Annotated in this window: 22 protein-coding genes; 11 read left to right on the top strand and 11 right to left on the bottom strand. The window is 69.8% G+C overall.

The features are described 5' to 3' along the window. Nucleotides 1-17 precede the first annotated feature (17 nt). From QE374_RS12210 to QE374_RS12190, 5 genes are all read left to right on the top strand, one after another. Nucleotides 18-1,154: an extracellular solute-binding protein gene (locus QE374_RS12210; RefSeq protein WP_309735221.1), complete on the top strand. Its 1,137-nt coding sequence runs from the start codon at nt 18-20 to the stop codon at nt 1,152-1,154. Next, complete coding sequence (locus QE374_RS12205; RefSeq protein WP_396653351.1) at nt 1,154-2,083, top strand: ABC transporter permease; 930 nt, start codon at nt 1,154-1,156, stop codon at nt 2,081-2,083. The genes QE374_RS12210 and QE374_RS12205 overlap by 1 nt, the downstream gene beginning before the upstream one ends. Further along, entirely contained in the window at nt 2,080-2,883 is an 804-nt protein-coding gene (locus QE374_RS12200; protein WP_309735220.1) for an ABC transporter permease subunit, read from the top strand. The genes QE374_RS12205 and QE374_RS12200 overlap by 4 nt, the downstream gene beginning before the upstream one ends. Continuing rightward, nucleotides 2,880-3,986: an ABC transporter ATP-binding protein gene (locus QE374_RS12195; RefSeq protein WP_309735219.1), complete on the top strand. Its 1,107-nt coding sequence runs from the start codon at nt 2,880-2,882 to the stop codon at nt 3,984-3,986. Before QE374_RS12200 ends, QE374_RS12195 begins: the two co-directional genes overlap by 4 nt. A gap of 300 nt (nt 3,987-4,286) precedes the next feature. After that, nucleotides 4,287-5,498 carry a mechanosensitive ion channel family protein gene (locus QE374_RS12190; RefSeq protein WP_309735217.1) on the top strand — a complete coding sequence of 404 codons (1,212 nt, stop codon included), beginning with the start codon at nt 4,287-4,289 and terminating at the stop codon, nt 5,496-5,498. Here the strand turns inward: QE374_RS12190 and QE374_RS12185 are convergent. The 6 genes from QE374_RS12185 to QE374_RS12160 form a co-directional block, all read right to left on the bottom strand. Then, on the bottom strand, nt 5,447-5,746 hold the full coding sequence (locus QE374_RS12185; protein ID WP_309735215.1) for a Dabb family protein: 300 nt from the start codon (nt 5,744-5,746) through the stop codon (nt 5,447-5,449). The genes QE374_RS12190 and QE374_RS12185 overlap by 52 nt on opposite strands. Beyond that, nucleotides 5,743-6,024, bottom strand: a complete 282-nt coding sequence (locus tag QE374_RS12180; protein WP_309735213.1) for a glutaredoxin family protein — start codon at nt 6,022-6,024, stop codon at nt 5,743-5,745. Before QE374_RS12180 ends, QE374_RS12185 begins: the two co-directional genes overlap by 4 nt. A gap of 28 nt (nt 6,025-6,052) precedes the next feature. Beyond that, on the bottom strand, nt 6,053-6,346 hold the full coding sequence (locus QE374_RS12175) for a rhodanese-like domain-containing protein (RefSeq protein WP_137417930.1): 294 nt from the start codon (nt 6,344-6,346) through the stop codon (nt 6,053-6,055). A gap of 65 nt (nt 6,347-6,411) precedes the next feature. Continuing rightward, nucleotides 6,412-6,510, bottom strand: a complete 99-nt coding sequence (locus QE374_RS12170) for a 30S ribosomal protein bS22 (protein ID WP_003792170.1) — start codon at nt 6,508-6,510, stop codon at nt 6,412-6,414. An 82-nt stretch (nt 6,511-6,592) separates the two neighbouring features. Further along, nucleotides 6,593-6,784: a helix-turn-helix domain-containing protein gene (locus QE374_RS12165; protein WP_137417931.1), complete on the bottom strand. Its 192-nt coding sequence runs from the start codon at nt 6,782-6,784 to the stop codon at nt 6,593-6,595. A gap of 89 nt (nt 6,785-6,873) precedes the next feature. Beyond that, nucleotides 6,874-7,278 (bottom strand): metalloregulator ArsR/SmtB family transcription factor, encoded by a 405-nt coding sequence (locus QE374_RS12160; protein ID WP_309735210.1) that lies wholly within the window; start codon nt 7,276-7,278, stop codon nt 6,874-6,876. Nucleotides 7,279-7,365: 87 nt separating this feature from the next. Between QE374_RS12160 and QE374_RS12155 the strand changes: the two genes are divergently transcribed. Together QE374_RS12155 and QE374_RS12150 are read left to right on the top strand one after the other, a co-directional pair. Beyond that, entirely contained in the window at nt 7,366-8,808 is a 1,443-nt protein-coding gene (locus tag QE374_RS12155) for a potassium transporter TrkG (RefSeq protein WP_309735208.1), read from the top strand. 64 nt (nt 8,809-8,872) lie between these two features. After that, the gene (locus QE374_RS12150; protein WP_137417935.1) at nt 8,873-9,544 is read left to right on the top strand and encodes a TrkA family potassium uptake protein; all 672 of its coding nucleotides are present in this window, start codon (nt 8,873-8,875) and stop codon (nt 9,542-9,544) included. 3 nt (nt 9,545-9,547) lie between these two features. Here the strand turns inward: QE374_RS12150 and QE374_RS12145 are convergent, their stop codons facing one another. Next, nucleotides 9,548-10,246 (bottom strand): alpha/beta hydrolase, encoded by a 699-nt coding sequence (locus QE374_RS12145; protein ID WP_309735204.1) that lies wholly within the window; start codon nt 10,244-10,246, stop codon nt 9,548-9,550. Nucleotides 10,247-10,358: 112 nt separating this feature from the next. Here QE374_RS12145 and QE374_RS12140 point away from each other — a divergent pair, with 112 nt between their 5' ends. Then, nucleotides 10,359-11,294 carry an AraC family transcriptional regulator gene (locus QE374_RS12140; protein WP_309735201.1) on the top strand — a complete coding sequence of 312 codons (936 nt, stop codon included), beginning with the start codon at nt 10,359-10,361 and terminating at the stop codon, nt 11,292-11,294. 3 nt (nt 11,295-11,297) lie between these two features. On the opposite strand, the gene proC is transcribed toward QE374_RS12140, so the two are convergent. Continuing rightward, complete coding sequence (gene proC / locus QE374_RS12135) at nt 11,298-12,125, bottom strand: pyrroline-5-carboxylate reductase (protein ID WP_309735199.1); 828 nt, start codon at nt 12,123-12,125, stop codon at nt 11,298-11,300. Nucleotides 12,126-12,215: 90 nt separating this feature from the next. Between proC and QE374_RS12130 the strand changes: the two genes are divergently transcribed. Both QE374_RS12130 and QE374_RS12125 read left to right on the top strand, forming a co-directional pair. Beyond that, on the top strand, nt 12,216-13,346 hold the full coding sequence (locus QE374_RS12130) for an alpha/beta hydrolase (RefSeq protein ID WP_309735197.1): 1,131 nt from the start codon (nt 12,216-12,218) through the stop codon (nt 13,344-13,346). 26 nt (nt 13,347-13,372) lie between these two features. Then, complete coding sequence (locus QE374_RS12125) at nt 13,373-14,302, top strand: LLM class F420-dependent oxidoreductase (protein ID WP_309735194.1); 930 nt, start codon at nt 13,373-13,375, stop codon at nt 14,300-14,302. Between the two features lie 36 nt (nt 14,303-14,338). Here QE374_RS12125 and QE374_RS12120 read toward each other — a convergent pair whose 3' ends face one another. Together QE374_RS12120 and tadA are read right to left on the bottom strand one after the other, a co-directional pair. After that, nucleotides 14,339-15,355, bottom strand: coding sequence for a PHB depolymerase family esterase (locus QE374_RS12120; protein WP_309735192.1), 1,017 nt, complete (start codon nt 15,353-15,355; stop codon nt 14,339-14,341). A gap of 166 nt (nt 15,356-15,521) precedes the next feature. Continuing rightward, nucleotides 15,522-15,953, bottom strand: coding sequence for a tRNA adenosine(34) deaminase TadA (tadA, locus tag QE374_RS12115; RefSeq protein ID WP_309736692.1), 432 nt, complete (start codon nt 15,951-15,953; stop codon nt 15,522-15,524). Nucleotides 15,954-16,039: 86 nt separating this feature from the next. On the opposite strand from tadA, the gene upp reads away from it, so the two are divergent. Beyond that, complete coding sequence (gene upp / locus QE374_RS12110; RefSeq protein WP_137417940.1) at nt 16,040-16,672, top strand: uracil phosphoribosyltransferase; 633 nt, start codon at nt 16,040-16,042, stop codon at nt 16,670-16,672. A 7-nt stretch (nt 16,673-16,679) separates the two neighbouring features. Here the strand turns inward: upp and corA are convergent, their stop codons facing one another. Then, complete coding sequence (corA, locus tag QE374_RS12105) at nt 16,680-17,681, bottom strand: magnesium/cobalt transporter CorA (RefSeq protein WP_309735189.1); 1,002 nt, start codon at nt 17,679-17,681, stop codon at nt 16,680-16,682. Nucleotides 17,682-17,812: the final 131 nt, after the last annotated feature.

The raw sequence follows: 17,812 nt of genomic DNA, 5'->3' as shown, positions 1-17,812 counted from the left end.
ACCCGAGAGGAATCCGCATGACCATCCGCTCCACCCGCCGCGGCCGCGCCGCCGCTGGGATCGCTCTGACGGCGATCGCCGCCGTCGTCCTCGCCGGCTGCGCAGGCAACGCCGAGGCGTCCTCCGACGACTCCTCGAAGGCCCAGTCCGCCACGAGCGTCGCCGATTTCGGCACCTTCGCCGACCTCGAGGCCGCGGCGAAGGCCGAGGGCAAGCTCAATGTGATCGCCCTGCCTCGCGACTGGGCCAACTACGGCGCGATCATCGACCTGTTCACCCAGCGCTACCCCGAGATCTCCATCGAGGAGCAGTCGCCCGACATCTCAAGCGCCGAGGAGATCCAGGCCGCGAAGACCAACGAGGGCCTGGACACCGCCCCCGACGTGTTCGATCTCGGACTCACCGTCGCCCTGCAGAACACGGCGTCGTTCGCGCCGTACAAGGTGCAGACCTGGGATGACATCCCCGACGCCGTCAAGGAGCCGACGGGCCTGTTCGTCGGCGACTACGGCGGGTACATGTCGGTCGGCTACGACTCGTCGCGCTTCCCCGCCCCGAAGAGCCTGGACGACCTGCTCGGCGACGAGTACCGCGGCGCGGTGGCCATCAACGGCGACCCGACGCAGGCCGGCGCGGCCTTCGCCGCGGTGGGCATGGCAACGGTGCAGTCCGGCGGCACGCTCGACGACTACCAGCCCGGCATCGACTTCTTCAGCAAGCTGAACGCCGCCGGCAACATGCTGAAGCTCGACGTGACCAGCGCGACCGTGGCCAGCGGCGAGACGCCGGTCGTCTTCGACTGGGACTACCTCAACGCGACCCACACCCAGAGCAACCCCAACTGGAAGGTCGTCGTCTTCGACGGCACGGGCTACGCCGGGTACTACAACCAGGCGATCAACAAGAACGCACCGCATCCGGCAGCGGCACGTCTGTGGCAGGAGTTCCTCTACAGCGACGAGGTGCAGAACCTGTGGCTCGCCGGCGGCGCCCGCCCGGCCCGCATGGACGCGATGCAGACCGCCGGAACGCTCGACGAGAAGCTGGCCGCATCCCTGCCCGCGACGCCCGACAAGACCGTCGTGCCGACCGAGCAGCAGAGCACCGACGCCGGCACCCTGCTCGGCGAGAAGTGGGCCGCGGCCGTCTCGTGATCTCATCCGTCGTGGCCGACCGCGACACGCAGGATGCGCGCCCCGTCGCCGAGGAGCCCCAGGCTTCCCGGCGGCGGGGCGCCGCCCGTGACCTTTCGTGGCTCGGCCTTGCCCCGTTCGCCGCGTACATCGCCCTCTTCCTCGCTCTGCCCACCGTGCTCGCCGTCGGCTCGGGACTCTTCGACGCTCGCGGTGCGTTCACGCTCGACAACGTCGCGGCGCTGGGCGATCCCGTCATCCTCATGACCTTCTGGAACTCGACCTGGGTATCGCTGCTGACGGCGGTGCTGGGCGCGGTCGTGGGCGCGGTCGTCTGCTACGCGATGCTGGGGCTTGCCGAGACCGGATTCGTGCGCAGCACGGTGGATGCGGCATCCGGCGTCCTGGCGCAGTTCGGCGGCGTGATGCTCGCCTTCGTCATGGTCGCCGCCATCGGGACGCAGGGAGTCGTCACGCTGCTGCTGAAGAACGTGCTCGGCATCGACCCCTACGCAGACGGCGCGTGGATCTACTCCGTTCCCGGCCTCATCCCCGCGTACATCGTGTTCCAGGTGCCGCTCATGATCATCACCTTCATGCCGGCGCTTGCGGCGCTGAAGCCCCAGTGGGCCGAGGCCCACCAGACCCTCGGCGGCACGCCGCGTAGCTTCTGGCTGCACATCGGGTTCCCGGTGCTCGCGCCGTCCTTCCTCGCGAGCCTCCTGCTCCTGTTCGCGAACGCGTTCTCGTCGTACGCGACGGCGGCGGCGCTGGCGAGCCAGGGCTCGCAGATCGTGCCGCTGCAGATCCGCACGGCGCTCACGAGCGAGACGCTGCTCGGACGCGAGCACCTCGCGGGTGCGCTCGCGTTCGGCATGATCGTGGTCGTCGCCGTCGTGATGGGCGTCTACGCCCTCATCCAGCGTCGGGCAGCGAGGTGGCAGGCATGAAGACCTTCGCCCCCTCGCCCCTCACCCGCTGGATCATCGGCGTCGTCGTCGGCGTCGTCTTCGCCGTGCCGTTCGCCGCGACGGTGCTGTTCACGCTCGCGCCGCTGCCCGGCACCGACGCCCTCACCCCGACGCGGTGGCTGGCCGTCTTCGATCCCGCCAACGCCGCGAAGTACGCCCCGATCTGGACGGGTCTCGGCAATTCGCTCTCGCTCGCGGCGGTGACGGTCGCCCTCGTGCTGTTCCTGTTCACGCCCACGATGGTGCTCGTCGCCCTGAAGTTCCCGCAGCTGCGTCGCGGCTTCGAGTTCCTGGCCCTGCTGCCGATCTCGATCCCCGCGATCGTGCTCGTCGTCGGTCTCGCCCCGATCTACCTGCAGATCGGCCGCACCCTCGGCACCGGCGCGTGGACGCTCGCCTTCGCGTACGGCGTCCTCGTGCTGCCGTTCACGTACCGCTCGGTCCAGGCCTCGATCGACGCGATCGACATCAAGACGCTGTCGGAGGCCGCGCGCACCCTCGGTGCGGGATGGTTCACCGTGCTCGTGCGGGTCATCGTCCCCAATCTCCGACAGGGGCTGCTCGCCGCATCCCTCATCTCGGTCGCCGTCGTGCTCGGCGAGTTCACGATCGCCTCTCTGCTGAACCGCCAGGTGCTCCAGACGGCGCTCGTGCTCATCAACCGACAGGATGCGTGGGCCGCCGCCATCTTCACCCTGCTGGCACTCGCCTTCGCGTTCGTGCTGCTGCTCATCATCGGCCGGGCCGGGCGCCTGGGCGCCGGAAGGAAGAACTCATGACCACGGCAGACACCCCGCTGCGGGGGCTCCCCTCGACCTCCGACAACATGCTGCTCGCGGAGGCGGGCGCCGGCACCCGCGTGCAGTTCCGCGACGTCGTCAAGGACTACGGCGCGACGCGCGTGCTGCACGGCGTCGACCTCGACATCGCGCCCGGCGAGTTCGTGTCGCTGCTGGGGCCGTCGGGCTGCGGCAAGACCACCGCGTTGCGCGTCCTCGCCGGCCTCGAGCGCGCCACCGACGGCGCAGTGCTCCTCGCGGGACACGACGTGTCGGGCGTGCCCACGAACAAGCGCGACATCGGCATGGTGTTCCAGTCGTACTCCCTCTTCCCGCATCTGCGGGTGCTAGAGAACACCGCCTTCGGCCTCCGGCGTCGCGGCGTCGGCAAGGCCGAGGCCGCCCGGCGCGCGGCGGACGCGCTCGAACTCGTCGGCCTCGGCCACCTCGCCGACCGGTTCCCGCACCAGCTCTCGGGCGGTCAGCAGCAGCGTGTGGCGCTCGCGCGTGCGCTTGTGACCGAGCCGCGGGTACTGCTGCTCGATGAGCCGCTGTCGGCGCTCGACGCGAAGGTGCGCGTGCAGCTGCGCGATGAGATCCGCCGCATCCAGCTGCGCCTCGGGATCACCACGGTGTTCGTGACGCACGATCAGGAGGAGGCGCTCGCGGTGTCCGACCGCATCGCCGTGATGAACGCGGGCCGCATCGACCAGATCGGTACGCCGGAGGAGCTGTATCTGAAGCCCGCCACGGCGCAGGTGGCGGCCTTCGTCGGCGTCTCGAGCCTGGTCCCGGGCACCGTCGTCGGTGAGTTCGTCGATGTCTGGGGTCAACGCCTCCCGCTGCAGACCCCGGCGGATGCGGGCTCGGTCGACGTGTTCGTGCGCCCGGAGAACGTGCGCTTCACCGCGTCCGACGCCCCGGGCATCGATGCGACCGTGCAGGAGAGCACCTTCCTGGGCAGCTTCCGGCGATCGGTCGTGCGCACGGCGGACGGCACGTTGCTGAACGTGCAGCACGACGCCGGCGAGCGCGTGCAGTACGGCGACGCCGTGCGGATCACCCTCTATCCCGTGCCGGTCGCCACGCGCCCGCGCGACTGACCGGAACGAGCCGGTACCACCGCCCGCCGCGACCACACCTGTCCCTGCCCGAGTTGCGACGCAGGTGCGCAGCTGCCACAGCTTTCCGCATCCGCGACAGTGAATCTCTAGCGCGGATGCGGAAGAGTGCGGCGCCACGCGACGGAGTGCGGATGCGGATGCGGAGACCACCGCACCCAGGGGTCGCCGGCACCCCACGGTCGCCGAGGCCACGAAGTATCACCCGAGCCGGCACCGGCTGTCGAGTCGAGGGGCGGGTTCGGGCGCACCCTCTAGCGTGGTCGGACCCGAAGGAGGACCATGCTCGACAACCCCTGGGCGCAGTTCGCCCTGATCCTGGCCATCGCCCTGGTCGCCGCCGCCCTGGTGACGGTCGCGGCGACCGTCTCGACCCGACTCACCGGACGGCGGAAATCCTGGCCTGCCGGCCTCGTCCGCCGCGCTCGCGCGCCGTTTCGCACGCTCGCCTTCCTCGTCGCGACGTGGATCGCCGTGACGGCGGCCTTCCCGCTGCGGGAGTGGCGTCCGATGCTCGACCAGGCGTTCACGATCCTCGTCATCGGCGCGACGGCGTGGCTGCTCGGCGCTCTCGTCGCTTTCAGCACGGATCTCACTCTGGGCCGCTACCGCATCGACGTGCCCGACAATCGGCTCGCTCGCCGCATCCGCACTCAGACGCTCATCGTGAAGCGCCTCGCGATCGTGCTGATCGTCGTGCTCGCCATCGGCGCGGCGTTGCTCACCTTCCCCGCCGTCCGGGCGGTGGGCGCCAGCGTGCTGGCTTCGGCGGGCATCGCGTCTATCGTCGCCGGACTCGCGGCGCAGTCGGTGCTGGCCAACATCTTCGCCGGCCTGCAGATCGTCTTCAGCGACGCCCTGCGCGTCGATGACGTGGTCGTCGTCGAGGGCGAGTGGGGCCGCGTGGGCGAGATCACCCTGAGCTACGTCGTGCTGGATCTGTGGGACGAGCGACGGCTCGTGCTGCCCTGCACGTACTTCACGACCACGCCCTTCCAGAACTGGACCCGTCGCGGTTCCGAACTGCTCGGTGCCGTCGAACTCGACCTGGACTGGCGCGTCTCCCCCGCCCGGATGCGGGAACACCTCGACGAGGTGCTCGCGCACACCGACCTCTGGGACGGCCGCGCCAGCGTCCTCCAGGTGACCGAGGCCACCGGCGGCTACGTGCGCGTGCGCATCCTCGTGACCGCACGGGACGCTCCGACGCTGTTCGATCTGCGCTGCCTCGTGCGGGAGGCGATGGTGACGTGGACCCAGGCAGCCATGCCCGCGGCCCTGCCCGTCCAGCGTCTGCTCATGACGGAGCCCGAGGACACGGCGGCGCAGACGCATGAGCCGACGCCGCAGGATGCGGGGCTGTTCACCGGCAGCGCCGAGGCCGAGGCCCGTGCCGACACCTTCACGCAGGCGATCCCCGTCGTCTCAGGGGACGCGCAGGCTCAGAGCTCGAAGTCCACCGCGACGCGCGAGGAGACCACCGAGCGCACGTAGGTGACGACCTCCTGATGGGCGGGGTGGTCGATGTACTCGCGCAGACCGTCGAGGTCGTCGAAGTCGGCGACGATCGCCACGTCCCAGTTCTCGCCGCCGAGAACGTCGGCGCCCACGGAGATGGCGCGGATGCTGGGGACGACCCCTTCGAGCGCGAGGAGCCGCGTGGTGATGCCGGCCGCGTGCTCGGCGCGCTGATCGGCATCGGTGGCGGCGAGCTTCCAGGCGACGATGTGGCGGATGGTCACAGTGATGCTCCTTCGGGGCGGGTGGCCTCCTCGACCGCGGTACGCAGCCGCTCGGGGTTCACTCGCCAGTACGCGTGCAGATCGTCATCGATCATGACGACGGGGATCTTCTCGGCCCACTGCTCATGCAGCGCCGGGTCGTCCAGGATGGACTTCTCCTCGAGCTGGATGCGGTCGGCCGCCTCGTCGGGGAGTTCGGCGAGGACATGCTCGATCACCCCGCGGGCGACGTCGCAGAGGTGGCAGCCTTCTTTGCCGATGAGCGTGATGGTTCTCACGCTCACATCCTAGATCGGGTATACGACCTCAGGACTCGACCGGGTAGCCCGCGGCGATCCACTCGCCCGTGCCGCCGTCGACGTTCGTGGCCTCGTATCCGCGGGCTTCGAGCGCCTGCACCACGCGCGCCGAGCGACCGCCCATCTGGCAGATGACGTCGAAGGGCCCCTCGGGCAGACGATCGAGGTTGTCGCCGATGGTCGACATGGGAACGTTGACCGCGCCGGGCACGTGGCCGGAGGCGAACTCCTCCACCTCTCGCACGTCGATGAGAGGAACGCCCTCGCGCTCGCGCAGCTGCTGCACCGTGATCGAATTCATGTCACCAGGCTAGACCGCAGACACGAAGCGCCCGTCCAGGGGACAGGCGCTTGTGTCGATGCCGCTTACTTCTTGTTGCGGCGCTGGTGGCGAGTCTTGCGAAGCAGCTTGCGGTGCTTCTTCTTCGCCATGCGCTTGCGGCGCTTCTTGATGACAGAACCCACGGAAAACCTCACTGGTTGGCGGTCTGGGCGCAGGATGACCTGCTCCCGGGAACGAGGCACCGAAAAAATGCCTCGGATAAGTCTAGCCGACGTCGGCGATCGGCCGCTGCACGGCCTCTGTGACGGCGGATTCGGGCACCCGATAGCTGCGCCCGAAGCGCACAGCGGGCAGTTCGCCCGCATGCACGAGACGGTACACCGTCATCTTCGACACGCGCATGATCTGCGCCACTTCGGCGACGGTGAGAAAGCGCACGTCGGGCAACTCGGCCATGTCCCATCCTCCCCGGGGTTCAGCACACTCTAGGGCGACGCATAGACGCGTGTAAACCGGAGTGACCTGTGTGACGAACGTGGCGGGCGTCAGCGACCGCGCTTGCCGAACGCCGCCGCGACCGCGCGGTTGACGGATGCGGCCGCGCGGCCGACGGCTGCAGCCGCGTTCGCGGCCGGCTCCGGCAGCGTCGAGACGAACGCGGCCGTCGCATCCTCGTCCTCTGTGAGGAACGGCATGAGCCACGCGTCGATCTCGTCGAGCGGCTCACGGGAGAGGCTGTAGTAGCGGTGCTGGCCTTCTTCGCGCACCGATACGAGGTCGCTCTCGCGGAGCACCTTGAGGTGCTTCGACACCGTCGGCTGGCTCACGCCCAGCTCGCTCACGATGTGCGAGACGCTCGTGCCGTCTTCGCCGGACGTCGAACGATCCAGCAGAAGGCGCAGGATGTCGCGCCGGGTCGCGTCCGCGATCACGCCGAAGATGTCCGCCATGCGCCTTAGGTTAGTCGGGCTCCGAGCGGAGTACCATGACACGCGTTCCGGTCGCAGACCGCTCCGCATCTCCGAAGGGTCCCACGGATGACGTCCGACTCCGCGAGTTCGGCGACGCGGCGTCGGCTCAGCACCGCGTGGGAGCGCATCAGCGATGCGGCCAAGACCTTCACGACCTCGTCGCCGGCGCGCTTCGCGGTCCTGATCTTCTCGGGTCTGATCCTGGTGTTCACGGCGCTCCTGTCGCTGCCCGCGATGGCGGCGGACGGCCGGGTCACCCCGCTCGCGGACGCCCTGTTCACCGCCGTCTCCACGATCTGCGTCACGGGCCTGTCGACGGTCAACATGGGCTCGCACTGGTCGCCGCTCGGGCAGGTCGTGATCTACATCGGCGTCAACGTCGGTGCGCTCGGTGTGCTGACCCTCGCCTCGATCCTCGGGCTCATCATCTCCCGCAGGCTGGGGCTGCGCGCGAAGCTCATCGCTGCCGGCGACAGCAACCCGATGCGCGTGCACGGCGGCCCCGTGAACGAGGGGCAGACCGTCCGCCTCGGCGAGGTCGGTGCGCTTCTTCGCACCGTCGCCCTCTCCACGCTCGTCATCGAGGCGGGTCTCGCCGTCCTGCTCTACCCGTCGCTGCTCGCCGGCGGAGTCGACCCGATCACGGCCCTCTGGGAGGCGCCGTACTTCGCCGCGATGTCGTTCACGAACACCGGCTTCACTCCGAACGCCGACGGCCTCGCGCCGTTCTCGCACGACTACCTGTTCATGACGGTGCTGATGATCGGCGTGTTCCTGGGCTCCATCGGCTTCCCGGTGATCTTCACCCTCTGGCGGCATCAGTGGCACGTGCGCCACTGGTCGCTGCACACCAAGCTCACCCTCATCACGACCGTCATCCTGTTCTTCGCCGGGGCCGTGGTGTTCGTGAGCCTGGAGTACGACAACCCCCTCACCTTCGGCGGGATGGACGCCTGGGACACGACCTTCCAATCGTTCTTCCTGTCGGCGATGACACGCTCGGGCGGCTTCTCGGTCGTCGAGATCGGCGACCTGCACGGCTCCTCGCTGCTGGTCGGCTCCATGCTCATGTTCGTCGGCGGCGGGTCGGCGTCGACGGCGGGCGGCATCAAGGTCACGACCCTCGCGGTGCTCGCCCTCAGCGTCTGGTCGGAGGCCAAGGGCCGTCCGTCGGTGCAGGCGTTCGGCCGCCGCATCCCGAGCGACGTGCAGCGCGTCGCGCTCTCGGTCGTGGCCTGGGGCGCGACGATCGTCGCCCTCTCCACGATCACCATCGCCCAGATCACGAAGGCGGATGTGGACAAGGTGCTCTTCGATGTCGTGTCGGGCTTCGCCACGGTCGGGCTGTCGACGGGGCTGACCAGCGACCTTCCGGATCCGGCGGTGTACGTGCTGGCGGCAACGATGTTCATGGGCCGCGTCGGCACCGTGACCCTGGCGGCGGCGGTGGCCGCATCCTCCCGCTCGCAGCTCTACTCGCTGCCGGTCGAGCGCCCCATCGTCGGCTGAACGGCACGATCCGAATGGGGATCACGGTCGATGCGGGCTGAGTGATCGCCGTAATCTGTTGCCCATGGTTGAGAAGCTCCGCAACGACGCCCCCGTGCTCGTGATCGGCCTCGGTCGCTTCGGCGCCGCCTGCGCGGGCGAGCTCGACCGGCTGGATCGCGAGGTGCTGGCGATCGACGACAACCTCGATCTGGTGCAGAAGTGGTCGGAGCGGGTCACCCACACGGTGCAGGCGGACGCCCGCAACATCGAGGCGCTGACGCAGGTGGGCGCCGCGGACTTCCAGGTGGCGGTCGTCGCGGTCGGCTCGTCGATCGAGGCGTCCGTGCTCATCACCGCGAACCTCGTCGACCTGAAGGTTCCTCAGATCTGGGCGAAGGCCGTCTCGCAGTCGCACGGCAAGATCCTCGCCCGCGTCGGCGCGAACCACGTCATCTACCCGGAGCGCGAGGCCGGCGAGCGCGTCGCGCACCTGGTGAGCGGTCGGATGCTGGACTTCATCCGCTTCGACGACGACTTCGTGCTCGCGAAGATGTACCCGCCGCGCTTCATTCGCGGCGTCGGCCTCAACGAGTCCGGCGTGCGCACCAAGTACAAGGTGACGGTCGTCGGCGTGAAGAGCCCCGGCAAGCCGTTCCGCTACGCCGAGGCCAACACGGTCGTGACCAACCACGACCTCATCATCGTCTCGGGGACGAACAGCGACATCGAGCGTTTCGCCTCCCTCGACCGCTGAGCCTCAGCCGCCGGCGGCGAGCTCGATGATGTCGGCCAGCGCGTCGGGCTGTGAGAGAAACGGCGAGTGGCTCGTGTCGAGCCGAGGTGCGGCGGAACCTGACCGTGCGGCCAACGCCTCCTGGGCCGGCACCGGGAAGATCGCATCCTGTTCGGTGATGACGTAGGTCGTCTCCTTGTTCCGCCAGGCCACCGAGGTGACCGGATCGTGGAACGAGCGCACTGCCTGGGGCAGGAGCCTGGCGCTCGCGGCGGCGGCCAGATCGGGCGCGACATCGGCGAAGAAGAGTTCCCGTGGCGGACGGAGCTCGTCACCGGCGGTCGCGAGCAGCCCGTCGACGTGCCACCAGTCGGGCTCGAGTCCGCCGACCGCGGCGAGCAACGACTCCCCCGCGTCGAGCACGAACGCCGCGACGTAGACGATGTGCTGCACGTTCGGCGCATCGGCTCCCTGCGTCACCGGGACGCCGCCGTAAGAATGGGCGACGACGACGACAGGGCCGGCGACGGCGTCGATCGCCGCGCGAACCGCATCCGCGTCGTCCTGCATCCCGAGATTCTCCTTGTGCGGCGCGTGCACGGTCGGAAGATCGATCGCCCGCACCTCCCATCCCCGGTTCGTCAACACGCGGATGAGCGGTTCCCAGCACCAGGCGCCGTGCCAGGCGCCGTGGACCAGGAGCAGGGTCGGTCGTACGGACATCGTCGTCTCGCTCTCGTTCGGGTCGGCGCATCCTTGACCGCGCCGCAGACGAGGCTCACGATAGGAGCACCCGCGGAGACCGAGCACTGGCGCTCGGCGAAAAGAGGTATCGATGGGCGAAAACGCCTCCGGCGTGCGCGTGCGCGGCACGACCCGCGGCCTTCCCCCCGGTGCCGACTACGACCATTTCTGCGCCAGCCTCGCCGACGTGTACGTCGGTGTGCAGCCGCGTCGCCCCAGACTCGGTCCGTTCGACGCGGACTTCTCGCTGTACCGCACGGGCCTCACGGATGTCGGCATGATCTCCACACCGGGCGTGGACGCCCGCCGAGACCGCGCATCGATCGCGCGGGTGCCCGACGACGCCGTCTTCATCAATCACAGCCTCAAGCCGTGGGGGCTCTCACAGCGCGGTCGGACGTGGGACGTCGCCGCCCGCTCCGCCACCGTGCTCGAGAACGGGCTGCCCTTCGACGTGCTGGCCGACAAGCGCCGACGGCTCGACCTCGTGACCGTTCGCATCCCACGGGAGCACCTCTCGCCGCGCACCGTGCGGGCGCTCCCCTCGCTCGGCGACCGCCTCGCGCGCACGCCGCTCGGAGCACAGCTGGGCACGCAGGTGGGATTGCTGGCGCAGGCCGCGAAGGCGGACCTGGCGCGAGTCGCCACATCGATGAGCAGCTGCGTCATCGACCTGCTCGACGCGTTCGCGGTCGATGATCGCGACCCCTCAACGCCCGTGAGGGCGCACGCGCTGCGCATCTACGCGCGTTCCCGGCTCGTGGACCCGCGCTTCGACATCGCCGCCGTGGCGCGCGCGTTCGGCTGCACCCCGCGCACCGTTCAGAACGCGTTCGCGCAGGACGGCGATACGTTCTCGGGATGGCTCCGGGCCGAGCGGCTCGACCGGGCGCGCGAGGAGCTGCGCGGCGCGGGACGTGCACGATCCGTCGCAGCGATCGCGCGCTCGAACGGATTCGCGGACGCGGGCACGTTCCACCGCGCCTATCGCGAGCGGTTCGGAATCACACCCGGCGCCGACCGCTGAGCCTCAGCCGCCGGCGGCGAGCTCCTTCGCCCGGGCGAGGGCGGCATCCGTCGCCTCGGCGAAGACGCGGTCGAGATGGGCGTCCTGCAGCACGGCGACGGCCCGCTCGGTCGTCCCCTTCGGACTCGTGACACGTCGGCGCAGTTCGGCGGGGTCTTCGCCCGTGGCATCGAGCAGCGCCGCGGCCCCGACGAAGGTCTGCTCCGCCATCAGCCGGGCCGTGGCGGAGTCGAAGCCCTTTCCGACCGCCGCCTCGGTGAGCTTCTCGATGAGCAGGAACACGTAGGCGGGGCCGGAGCCGGAGATGGTCGACAGGGCGTCGATCTGTTCCTCCGCCACCTCGACGACGGCGCCCACGGTCTCGAACACCGCCCGCACGACGCCCATCACGCGATCGTCGGCGAGCGAGCCCGCGGCGAGCCCCGTGACGGCCTTGCCGACCACGGCCGGCGTGTTCGGCATGGAGCGCACGACGATCGCGGCGGGTCCCAGGATCCGCTCGAACGTGGCGATGGTCACGCCCGCGGCGAGGCTCACCACGATCGTGCCCGGACGCAGCTGCGGGCCGATCTCGGCGAGCAGATCCGGGACCATTCCCGGCTTGACACCGATCAGCACGACGTCGGCGGCTGCCGCCGCCTCGACGTTCGCGGCGGCGTCGTCCTCGAGCGCGAGCGAGCGGATGCCGGGACCGGTCAGCAGCTCGGCCTTGGTGCGGCTGCGGTTGGTGACGACGACCTCGCCGGCAAGAGGTGAGGCGGCGACTCCCTGGGCGATGGCGCCGCCCATGGAGCCGGCGCCGAGGATCGCGAGAGGGGGGAGCTGGCTCATTTTTCCACCCTACGACCCGGGGCCGCTCCAGGTGCCCCGGCTATCATCGAAACGGCCGGGGCCGTGATGTGCCCCCTCCTGGAGGCGTCCATGATCGAACCCACCAGCCCCCTGTTCGACGGCATCACCGCCCGACAGGTGGACACCGCCCGTATCTCCGCGCGCGTTCTGCTGCGCGACGGCGATCGCAGCGACACCCCCGCCGACCGCACCGTCGTGCTCCTGCACGGTCTGCTGTCGTCGTCGCTGATCTGGCAGGAGTTCATGGAGGACCTCCCGAGCGACCTGCGCGTCGTCGCGATCGACCTGCGCGGCTTCGGGGGCACGGAGTCGCTGCCGGTCGATGCCACGCGCGGGGTCGGCGACTTCGTGGACGACCTGCACGCCGTGCTCGACGCGCTCGAGATCCGTGCGGCGCACCTCGTCGGCACCGATCTCGGTGCAGCGATCGCTACGCAGTATGCGCTCGACGGCCACGGCGCCCTGTCACTCACCCTGCAGGCGCCCATCTCCCCCTACGGTCTGGGAGGCACCCGCCTCGACGGCACCCTTCTCAGCGACGACGGCGCGGGAACCGGTGCCGCCACGGCCAACGCGGAGTTCGTGCGCCGACTGACCGCCCGCGACAAGAGCGACGAGTCGCCTGCATCGCCTCGGAGCGTCTTCCGCGCCGAGTTCGTCTCGGAGTCGTATCGGACGGCTCGCGAGGATGTCTGGATCGACGCGATGCTCTCCACCTCCACGGCCGGCGGCAACTACCCGGGCGACACCGTGCCGAGCCCCAACTGGCCGGGCGCGGCATCCGGCGATCTCGGCGTGCTCAACGCGCTCGCCCCCACCCACTTCGACCAGTCCGCACTCGCGCACCTCGGCGCTCGCACGCCGGTGCTGTGGATCCACGGCGCGCTCGACGCGATCGTGTCGGACGCCTCCTTCCTGGACCCGGCGCACCTCGGCTCACTGGGCATCCTGCCGGACTGGCCGGGCGCGGATGCGGCACCGAGCCAGCCCATGGTGTCGCAGACGCGTGCCGTGCTGGATGCGGACGCCGCGACCGGGGCGGATGTGCGCGAGCTCATCGTCGAGGGGGCCGGCCACCTCGTGCACCTCGAGCGCCCCGCCGCCGTGCGGCAGGCGCTGCTGGAGGTCATCGGATACATCGGGCATGCCCCGAACCCGGCACCTCCCACCGAGACGATCGTGCTCAAGTCCTCGGACTGAGCGCCGCGAGGGGGCAGACTGACCCCATGGAGTACTGCGTCTTCACGGAACCGCAAGAGGGATTCGGCTACCGGGACCAGCTGGCCTTCGCGCAGCGCGCGGAGGAGCTCGGCTTCGACGGGTTCTTCCGCTCCGACCACTACATGCGGATGGCCCCCGGCGATCCGCTGCCCGGGCCGACGGACGCCTGGACGACCCTCGCGGGCCTCGCGCGGGAGACCTCCCGCATCCGCCTCGGCACGCTCGTCTCCTCGGTCACCTACCGCGTGCCGGGCGTGCTCGCCGTCCAGGTCGCGCAGGTCGACGACATGAGTGACGGTCGGGTGGAGCTGGGCCTCGGCACCGGCTGGTTCGCCGAGGAACATGCCGCGTACGGCATTCCGTTTCCCGAGAAGCGGTTCGGGCTGCTGGAGGAGCAGCTCGAGATCCTCACCGGGATGTGGCAGACCCCCGTCGGCGAGACGTTCTCCTTCGACGGCGAGCACTACCGGCTCGACGAGAGCCCCGCGCTTCCGAAGCCGGCGCAGGAGCGCGTGCCGGTCATCGTGGGCGGCGGCGGACCGCGGCGGACGCCCGCCATCGCGGCGCGCTACGCGAGCGAGTTCAACATCGGGTTCGCGACGGACGAGGTGATCGCGGAGAAGTTCCGCACGGTGCGCGCCGCCTGCGAGAGCATCGGGCGCGACCCCGCGAGCCTCAAGCTCTCGGTCGCACTGCCCACCATCGTCGGGCGCACCGCCGCCGAACGCGAACGACGCGCTGCCGCGATCGGGACGGATGCGACGAGCTTCGACAACGGAGCGAACATCATCGGCGATCCGGCCGCCGTGCTCGGCCGGGTCGAGCGACTGCGTGCGCTGGGCGCCGATCGCGTCTACTTCCAGCTCATGGACATGCGCGACCTCGCGCACCTCGATCTGCTGGGTTCCGAGACGCTGCCGCTGCTGCCTCGATGAGGGTGGCGGCCGCGCGGGTCGCCACCCTCATCCGGCTCAGCTCAGCTGCGCAGAGAAGAAGTCCCACATGATCGCGTTCGCGTCGACGAGGTCGGTGGTCGCACCGAGCACCGACGCGTAGCCCGCCTGCGTCTCGAGCGCGCGACCGGGCCAGGTGTGTCCCATGCCATCGACCACATACGACACCACGGGCCCGTCCACGCACTCGGTGTAGGTCGTGACGCTCACCCCCGCGGCGGGTGAATCGACTCTCGGCTCGCCACATCCATCGATCGCAGCCCACCGTTCGACAGCTGTCGGCACGCTGTACTGCCAATAGCCCGCACCGCCGCCGTCATAGGGGTTGATGGGGTCGGCAGTGCCGGCGAAGCCCAGCACCGGAGTGCCCTCGGCGGGATCGCACGTCGCGGGATCCGGCACCCAGCTGCCATCGCTCTGCGGCATCGGCACTCCGGCGCGCAGCCCATCGACGGGAGCGATCGCGTCGAACAGGCCCGGCCGTTCGCATGCGATCGCCGAGATCATGCGACCACCGCCCGAGTAGCCCGTCGCGAACACGGCGTCCACGCATCCCTCCGTCTTCACCCGGTCGACCAGATCGGCGAGGAAGCTCACGTCGTCGGCGCTCGCGGTCGGCGCACCTACCTCGGCCGTCGTCACCACGCCCGGCACGTTCCACGCCCAGAGGCCATCGGCGTTGCCCGGCACCGACCCCTGTGGCACGACGAGGACGAAGCCCTCCTCGTCCGCGGTCTGTTCCAGCTCGCTGACGCCCAGGATCAGATCGACGTTGTTGTTCGACCCGTGCAGCGCGAACACCGCCGCGGACGGGTCCGCCCCCTCCGGCATGAACACCGAGACGTGGCGCTCAGCGCCCTCGAACGTGTAGTCGACGTCGGTGCGGCCGGGCTCCCACGCCGGCGAACAGGCAGCCGACGGGGTCTGCACGGCGTCGGACTGGGCGTCGGCCGCGCAGCCGGCGGCGGCGAGCGCGGCCAGTGCCACGACGGTCAACGCGACGCCGCGACGCAGGAACGTGCGGTACTCAGTCATGGAGTCTCCCTCTCTTCAGTGATGACGGAGGCCGGGGTGACAACAAAAAAGACCCGGAGCACGACGATGCGTATCGTCGGTCTCCAGGTCTTGCCCTTGCGGTAACAACCCCGTACCCGTGCCTCTGCGACGAGGCCACTCGAGCGTAGCGCGCTGCGCGATCGCGTCAGCGCCGGGTTGTGAAGAACTCCTGGAGCTGCGCGGATGCGGCCCGCTCCGCGACTCCGCCGATGACCTCGACGCGATAGGGCAGGCGGCGATCGCGCAGGAGGTCGTACATGGATCCCGCAGCGCCCGCCTTGTCGTCCCACGCGCCGAAGACGACGCGGTCGACGCGCGCCTGCAGGATCGCGCCCGCGCACATGACGCAGGGCTCGAGCGTGACCACGAGCGTGCAGCCGCTGAGGTTCCAGGACCCGGTGGATGCTGCCGCCCGGCGCAGGGCGACGACTTCGGCGTGGGCGGTGGGGTCCCCCGTGAGCTCGCGCTCGTTACGCCCCTCGGCGATCGTTCGCCCCTCGGCATCGAGCACGACCGCTCCGACGGGGACGTCGCCGTCCGCCGAGGCGTGCCGCGCCAGCTCCAGCGCACGCGCCATGGCAGCGTCGTCCGCGGGTCGGGTGGGCAGATTCACCCGGCCAGACTAGCTCCGCGGCCCGCATCCGCGTGACGTAATCTGGACCCATGCGCCTGCACGTCGCCGACCACCCGCTCATCACGCACAAGCTCACGGTGCTGCGCGACAAGAACACCCCCTCCCCGGTGTTCCGTCAGCTGACGGAGGAGCTGCTGACGCTCCTCGCCTACGAGGCGACGCGCAACGTCCGGGTCGAGGAGCTCGAGATCGAGACGCCGGTGACCTCGACGACGGGCGTGCGGATCTCCGAGCCGCGCCCGCTGGTCGTGCCGATCCTGCGCGCGGGCCTCGGCATGCTCGACGGCATGGTGAAGCTCCTGCCCACGGCCGAGATCGGCTTCCTCGGCATGGCGCGCAACGAGGAGACCCTGCAGCCGTACACCTACGCGGAGCGCCTGCCCGACGACCTCAGCGACCGCCAGTGCTTCGTGCTCGACCCGATGCTGGCCACCGGCGGATCGCTGGGCGCGGCGATCGACTTCCTCTTCGCCCGCGGAGCACAGGACGTCACCGCGATCTGCATCCTCGGTGCACCCGAGGGCGTCGCGAAGATCGAGGAACTCGTCGGCGACCGCGATGTGACCCTCGTTCTCGGTGCGCTCGATGAGCGCCTCAACGAGAAGGGCTACATCGTGCCCGGCCTCGGTGACGCGGGCGACCGCCTCTACGGCACGGTCTGAGAAGAGCTCAGAGCCACTTCTTCTTGCGGAAGATCACCCACAGGGCGACGGCGAACACCCCCATGCCGCCGACGGCGAGCGGGTAGCCGTATTCCCAGTGAAGTTCGGGCATGTTCTCGAAGTTCATCCCGTAGATGCCCGCGATGAGCCCCGGCGCGAAGATGATCGCCGCCCACGACGAGATCTTCTTGATCTCGTCGTTCTGCGCGAGGCTCGCCTCGGTCTGACGGCGCGCGACGAGCGCGGAGTGCACCGTCAGCGCCTTGTCCAGCAGCGCACGGAACCCCTCGATGCGATCCGCGATGCGGATGACGTGGTCGAGCACGTCGCGAAGGTTGCGCTGCACTTCGAGGTCGACGTCGTACTTCTCGTAGCCGCGGCGCAGCCATTCCAGCATCCCCGACATCGGCTGCACCGCACGCCCGAAGCTGATGACCTCACCGAACAGCTCGTAGATGCGGCGCGAGAGCGCATCGTCGTCGCTGTCGCCGAAGAGCTGATCCTCGATCTCGTCGATGTCGTTCTCGATACCGGCTACGACCGGCTCGTACTCGTCGACGACACGGTCGAGGATCGCGTAGAGCACGGCCTCCGGCCCCAGCTCCAGCAGCTCCGGCTGGCGTTCGAGCCGCTGCCGGACGGCCGCGAGGTTCGGAGACTCGGCGTGGCGGATGGTCACCACGAAACGGGGGCCCACGAACAGGTGCAGCTCGCCGAACTCGACGTGCTCGAGCTCGTCGTCGTAGTGCGCGGGACGCAGGACGACGAACAGGGTGTCGCCGTACCGCTCCACCTTGGAACGCTGATGGCCCTGCAGCGCGTCTTCGACCGCCAGAGGGTGCAGGCCGAACTCACCCGCGACGCTGGCGAGTTCGGCGGGGCCGGGCCGATACATCCCGATCCAGGCGAAGCCGTCGTGGGCGTCGAGCAGTTCGTAGGTCTCGTCGAGGCTGCGCGGGGTCTCCACGCGGTGCCCCTGGACGTAGATGGCGTTGTCGATCAGGGTCATGAGATTCTCCGATGTTGCGGGCGCGACACGGCGCCAGGGGATGTGGTTGCGCTCTCGCCAGGGCGCGGCCACCGGATCCCGTCGCTACCGGAGGGATGCGGCGGTGTGCGCCGTGGCGCACGAACTATCGC

Source organism: Microbacterium sp. SORGH_AS_0428 (assembly GCF_031453615.1).
GTDB lineage: Bacteria > Actinomycetota > Actinomycetes > Actinomycetales > Microbacteriaceae > Microbacterium.
The sequence above is the reverse complement of the archived record's forward strand: the minus strand, read 5'-3'. Positions and strand labels throughout refer to the sequence as shown.

Excerpts from the sequence above, each read along its gene's own strand:
- QE374_RS12210 (WP_309735221.1), top strand. The coding sequence starts at position 18 with ATGACCATCCGCTCCACCCGCCGCGGCCGCGCCGCCGCTGGGATCGCT.
- QE374_RS12200 (WP_309735220.1), top strand. The coding sequence starts at position 2,080 with ATGAAGACCTTCGCCCCCTCGCCCCTCACCCGCTGGATCATCGGCGTC.
- QE374_RS12195 (WP_309735219.1), top strand. The coding sequence starts at position 2,880 with ATGACCACGGCAGACACCCCGCTGCGGGGGCTCCCCTCGACCTCCGAC.
- QE374_RS12190 (WP_309735217.1), top strand. The coding sequence starts at position 4,287 with ATGCTCGACAACCCCTGGGCGCAGTTCGCCCTGATCCTGGCCATCGCC.
- QE374_RS12175 (WP_137417930.1), bottom strand. The coding sequence starts at position 6,346 with ATGAATTCGATCACGGTGCAGCAGCTGCGCGAGCGCGAGGGCGTTCCT.
- QE374_RS12165 (WP_137417931.1), bottom strand. The coding sequence starts at position 6,784 with ATGGCCGAGTTGCCCGACGTGCGCTTTCTCACCGTCGCCGAAGTGGCG.
- QE374_RS12160 (WP_309735210.1), bottom strand. The coding sequence starts at position 7,278 with ATGGCGGACATCTTCGGCGTGATCGCGGACGCGACCCGGCGCGACATC.
- QE374_RS12155 (WP_309735208.1), top strand. The coding sequence starts at position 7,366 with ATGACGTCCGACTCCGCGAGTTCGGCGACGCGGCGTCGGCTCAGCACC.
- QE374_RS12150 (WP_137417935.1), top strand. The coding sequence starts at position 8,873 with ATGGTTGAGAAGCTCCGCAACGACGCCCCCGTGCTCGTGATCGGCCTC.
- QE374_RS12145 (WP_309735204.1), bottom strand. The coding sequence starts at position 10,246 with ATGTCCGTACGACCGACCCTGCTCCTGGTCCACGGCGCCTGGCACGGC.
- QE374_RS12140 (WP_309735201.1), top strand. The coding sequence starts at position 10,359 with ATGGGCGAAAACGCCTCCGGCGTGCGCGTGCGCGGCACGACCCGCGGC.
- proC (WP_309735199.1), bottom strand. The coding sequence starts at position 12,125 with ATGAGCCAGCTCCCCCCTCTCGCGATCCTCGGCGCCGGCTCCATGGGC.
- QE374_RS12130 (WP_309735197.1), top strand. The coding sequence starts at position 12,216 with ATGATCGAACCCACCAGCCCCCTGTTCGACGGCATCACCGCCCGACAG.
- QE374_RS12125 (WP_309735194.1), top strand. The coding sequence starts at position 13,373 with ATGGAGTACTGCGTCTTCACGGAACCGCAAGAGGGATTCGGCTACCGG.
- QE374_RS12120 (WP_309735192.1), bottom strand. The coding sequence starts at position 15,355 with ATGACTGAGTACCGCACGTTCCTGCGTCGCGGCGTCGCGTTGACCGTC.
- tadA (WP_309736692.1), bottom strand. The coding sequence starts at position 15,953 with ATGGCGCGTGCGCTGGAGCTGGCGCGGCACGCCTCGGCGGACGGCGAC.
- upp (WP_137417940.1), top strand. The coding sequence starts at position 16,040 with ATGCGCCTGCACGTCGCCGACCACCCGCTCATCACGCACAAGCTCACG.
- corA (WP_309735189.1), bottom strand. The coding sequence starts at position 17,681 with ATGACCCTGATCGACAACGCCATCTACGTCCAGGGGCACCGCGTGGAG.